This window comes from Methylobrevis pamukkalensis (assembly GCF_001720135.1).
Lineage (GTDB): Bacteria > Pseudomonadota > Alphaproteobacteria > Rhizobiales > Pleomorphomonadaceae > Methylobrevis > Methylobrevis pamukkalensis.
This window is the reverse complement of record NZ_MCRJ01000200.1, coordinates 1-3692: the sequence shown is the minus strand read 5'-3', so window position 1 is coordinate 3692 and position 3692 is coordinate 1. Positions and strand designations below refer to the sequence as shown.

The window sequence follows — 3692 nt, the reverse complement described above, 5'->3', positions numbered from 1 at the left end:
TTTGCGAGCGTCGCGAATCGACGGCTGATGCGTCGCCGTCGGCTCCACATGCACCCGGTCGCGACATCGCACTCTCAGATCTTCAGGAATCGCTGTTCCTGGGCGGCCCAGTCGTGGGGCAGGGCGGCGGTCAGGCTGCTGATGGTCAGGCCGGCCGGGGCTGTGCAATCGACGATGGCGCGAACGAGATCGGGCGAGAGGCAGGCGAGCGGCAGCAGCTTGCGCACATTGCGCTCGCCCATGCCCTCGCGATCTGCGATCTCTTGCGTGGAGGCGGTGCCGTGGATCAGGTCCGCCATCCAGCGCCGCGCCCGTCCGATCGCGGCGAGGATCGTCCGGGATGTGTCCGGATCAATAGCCGCTTGTTGGGATGACGGCTCGTGGATGATGCCCTTGCGGCGCCCCTGCGGCTGCCAGGTGAAGGGAGCGACGATCGGTTCGTGAGCTGCTTCATCCTCCCTGTCCTTCATCTCGATCACGAGCCGATCCTTGTGCAGGGTGATGCGCACGACGCGGTCGCGCAGCTCGGCGCCGTCGAGGCCAACCGCCTTGACGACCGCAGCCTCGACATCCGGTGCGGACACCCGTTTGATGCTGCCGGCCTCGGCCTTGCGATGCTGAAGCAGCGCCTGCGAGACATAGTAGCGGTAGCGAACGCCCGCCTTGCTGGCGTGGCTGGGGCTCATGCGATGGCCGGCATTGTCATGGAGCAGACCGGCGAGGAGGAACGCGCGGCTGCTTGCCCTGCCGCGTCGCCGGACAACATCGGCACCGAGCCCGGCCTCCACCGCGGCGAAGGTCTCCGCATCGATCAGCGGCGTGTGCGCGGCGCCGTAGATCTCGCCCTGCCAGACGATCTGGCCAAGATAGATGCGGCTCTTCAGCAGGTGGGCGACCGGCCCGACGCTGAAGCGGTGGCCCTTGCGGGTGCGTGCACCCTCGGCGTCCAGCCGTTCCACCACCGCGCCGACCGATCCGAGATCGAGATAGAGCCGGAAGATGCGGCGCACGAGCGCGGCCTCGCTATCGTCCACGACCAGTTGCTTGTTCTGGCTGCGGTAGCCGAGCGGCACCGGGCCGCCGACCCACAGGCCGCGCCGCTTTGAGGCGGCGATCTTGTCGCGGACCCGCTCGCCGATCACCTCGCGCTCGAACTGGGCGAAGGACAGCAGCACGTTGAGGGTGAGCCGACCCATGCTGCTCGTGGTGTTGAAGCTCTGCGTGATGGAGACGAAGGACACGCCATGGGCGTCGAACAGCTCGACCAGCTTGGCGAAGTCGGCGAGCGACCGGGTCAGGCGATCGACCTTGTAGACGACGATGATGTCGATGCCGCCTTGCCGCACGGCGTCCAGAAGCGCCTGAAGTGCGGGATGCTGCAGCGAGGCACCGGACAGGCCGCCGTCGTCATAGGGTTCCGGCACCAGCCGCCAGCCTTCATGGGCCTGGCTGCGGATATAGGCTTCGCAGGCCTCGCGCTGGGCATCGAGCGAGTTGAAGGCAAGGTCGAGATTATGCTCGGTCGATTTGCGGGTGTAGATCGCGCAGCGCTGGGATTTAAGGGGCGCCTCACGCATCGGAGGCCTCCTGTGCGCCGGCCACATCTGGCACCGGTGCCTTCTGCGCCGGTCTGAGCCCAAAGAAGCGGGGTCCGTTCCAACTCGTCCCGGTGATGCGCCTGGCGATGACCGAGAGGCTGGCATGGGTCTCGCCATTCCACGCAAAGCCGCCGGGCACGACCATGACCTCGTGCAGCACGCCGCCATGCTCGCGGACCAGCACGGTGCCTGGTTTGAGACGGCGGCGCGGCGTCTGCCCGCCCCCGTGTCGGTCGAGCCGGTCGATCTGCCCGGCAAGGTTGGGATCGAGCTTGCCGAGGCGCTGCTCCTGCAGGCGATGCGCGACGAGCCGTGCAATCAGGTCCCGCGAGAGACTCTCCGGTGCCGGCACCCGGTAGAGCGCCCGGAAGCGCGATCGCAGCTGATCGAGGGGCGCCGCCGCAACCACGGCAAGCTCGTCGGCGAGAGAGGTTCCGGCAGCCGTCGCCGCCGGGCGCTTTGCAGCACGGGACGCCACCTCAGGCCTCGCCCGACCGGATGCGGTAGATCGAAGCGCCTGCGCTTGCCTCCGCCTTCTCGCCGACTACCGCGAAGCCGCGCTTGCGCAGGCCGGTGAGCGCAGCCCGCGTGGTGTGCGGCAGCCAGCCGGTGGCCTCGACGAGTTCGGCAAGGGTCGCGCCTTCCGGCGTCTCCAGCAGTCCGAGGACGAGACCGAGCTTGCTGCCGGCCCTCGGGCGAGAGCGGGTCATCGGCGGCTGGGGGAGGGGCGTGGCAGACGCTTCGGTGGCCGGAGCTGCGGGGATATCCGGCGACGCACTCGCTGCTGCGGTCTGGTTCATCTGCTGCCGTGAGGAAGTCTTCGGGGCACCAGCGCTTGATCGGGCTGTCTTGGACGTACGGCGGGACTGCGGGCTCTTCGCTTTGGTCGGCATGATGATCTTCCTTGCATGCGGCGGGCGCCTCGCCCGTCACCAGCACAACCCCGCCATGGCGCAAGGCCGGCAGGGGTCCCTTGGAAGATCAGCGCCGTCCCGCGCCGTTACGTACACCAATGCTCACATTGCGCGGCAAGTCCAGTGCAGTTAACCGAAGAGCCTACTCTTCGGCTGAACAAAAATTTTAGACTTCGCTTTTGGCCCCACGTGTCCTGTTTTCTAGTGTCGGCATCTTTGAAACAATGCCAGCATCATGTTGCCGAGGTGCTTGGTCTGTGCTGATAGTCTTACTCCTTTGACGTGTCACCATCTTCCTGCCGGACGTAAGTTTGGTGCGGGGGGATCGGCCCGGCTTGCGAACACCGACGGCGCGAGGCCGCCGAGGCTCGAATGGTGGCGGAGGGTGTTGTAGTCGACCCGCCGGTTCTCGATGATCCGTCTGGCCTCAGCAAGCGAGAAGAAGAGGTGCTCGTTGAGGCATTTGTCACGGAGCCGACCGTTGAAGCTCTCGACGAAGGCATTTTGTATCGGCGCGCCGGGTGCGATGTAGTGCCATTCGATCCGCCTTTCCTCGCTGAGGCGCAGGACGGCATGGCTAACGAGCTCCGTGCCCCTCCTTGGGGCAACGATTCACTGGACCGTTTCCTGATCCACGTCAATCGCTGACGCTCATAAGGGGCCTTCCTCGCCCAGCCATCACTGCCTCCAGTTCGCGCACAACCGGTATGTCCGACAGCGACATGTCGACGAAGCGGGCGAGGCACTCCCGCGAGAAGTCGTCGACCACGTTCAGCACGCGGAAGCGGCGGCCATCGTCGAGTGCATCGGCGATTAAGTCGAGCGACGAGGGCTGGTTCGGCCCTTGCGGGATCGTCGCCAGCGCTTGTGTGCCGAGGGCCCGTTTTCGCCCACCGCGCCTGCGCGCCATCAGCGGTTCTTCCCTGTAATGCCGATAGACGCGCTTCACGTTGATTGTCCGACCCTCTCGCCGCAGAAGAATAGCCGAAACGTAGTCGTTCATTGGCCAATTCGCGCAGCCGAGTCCGGATGGCGGAATCATCGCTGCCGCTCCGCTTGTACTGGAAGCTCGATCAATCCACGCCGAGAAGCCTGCAGGCCGGTCGCTCAGACAGTCCGGGATCGGCGATTATCCGCGGCGCGGCATCGAGGTGGGCTGCAGGCGTGATCAGTTTTTCCC

General features: G+C 66.0%; 3 protein-coding genes and 1 pseudogene. All 4 read right to left on the bottom strand.

Going from position 1 to position 3692, the window contains the following annotated elements:
• Nucleotides 1-74 precede the first annotated feature (74 nt).
• The gene (locus A6302_RS19620; RefSeq protein ID WP_069308437.1) at nucleotides 75-1577 is read right to left on the bottom strand and encodes a recombinase family protein; all 1503 of its coding nucleotides are present in this window, start codon (nucleotides 1575-1577) and stop codon (nucleotides 75-77) included.
• Nucleotides 1570-2007 carry a DUF2924 domain-containing protein gene (locus tag A6302_RS19615; protein ID WP_245294166.1) on the bottom strand — a complete coding sequence of 146 codons (438 nt, stop codon included), beginning with the start codon at nucleotides 2005-2007 and terminating at the stop codon, nucleotides 1570-1572. The genes A6302_RS19620 and A6302_RS19615 overlap by 8 nt, the downstream gene beginning before the upstream one ends.
• 70 nt (nucleotides 2008-2077) lie before the next feature.
• On the bottom strand, nucleotides 2078-2308 hold the full coding sequence (locus A6302_RS24975; protein WP_069308435.1) for a DUF3489 domain-containing protein: 231 nt from the start codon (nucleotides 2306-2308) through the stop codon (nucleotides 2078-2080).
• Nucleotides 2309-2797: 489 nt separating this feature from the next.
• Nucleotides 2798-3692, bottom strand: a pseudogene (locus A6302_RS24970) (integrase core domain-containing protein); the annotation flags it as partial.

Bases quoted from the DNA above. Each gene is read 5' to 3' on its own strand.
- A6302_RS19620 (WP_069308437.1), bottom strand. From the start codon at position 1,577: ATGCGTGAGGCGCCCCTTAAATCCCAGCGCTGCGCGATCTACACCCGC.
- A6302_RS24975 (WP_069308435.1), bottom strand. From the start codon at position 2,308: ATGACCCGCTCTCGCCCGAGGGCCGGCAGCAAGCTCGGTCTCGTCCTC.